Origin of the sequence: Paraburkholderia sp. SIMBA_054 (genome assembly GCF_046534875.1) — a bacterium.
In the GTDB taxonomy this organism is placed as follows: Bacteria; Pseudomonadota; Gammaproteobacteria; order Burkholderiales; family Burkholderiaceae; genus Paraburkholderia; species Paraburkholderia hospita.
The window spans coordinates 1-239 of record NZ_JAWRXV010001637.1; the positions used below are offsets into that span (position 1 = coordinate 1).

The following is a 239-nucleotide window of genomic DNA, read 5'->3' on the forward strand; positions in this document are numbered from 1 at the left end:
TTTGCACGTCCTGAACGACGAGCTTCGCTTCGCCATTCTGCGTGATAAGCAGCGGCTCGCCAGAAGCCGTCAAATCCTTGACGATCTGCGCTGCGTCGCTTTTCAGGTAGCTGATTGGTTTTACGTGGTCTGCTAGGCGCATGTCTGATCCTCCGTTCGTCACCACATTCAGGCCAAATATAGACTAAATTCGGTTCTATACAAAGTCCTGAATCAGCCAGCAGCCATGTGATCTGTCG

Annotated in this window: 1 protein-coding gene; it reads right to left on the minus strand. The window is 51.5% G+C overall.

Going from position 1 to position 239, the window contains the following annotated elements:
• On the minus strand, positions 1 to 142 hold a 142-nt coding region (locus tag SB822_RS60630), incomplete at its 3' end, for a type II toxin-antitoxin system Phd/YefM family antitoxin (RefSeq protein ID WP_410859591.1).
• Positions 143 to 239 lie beyond the last annotated feature (97 nt).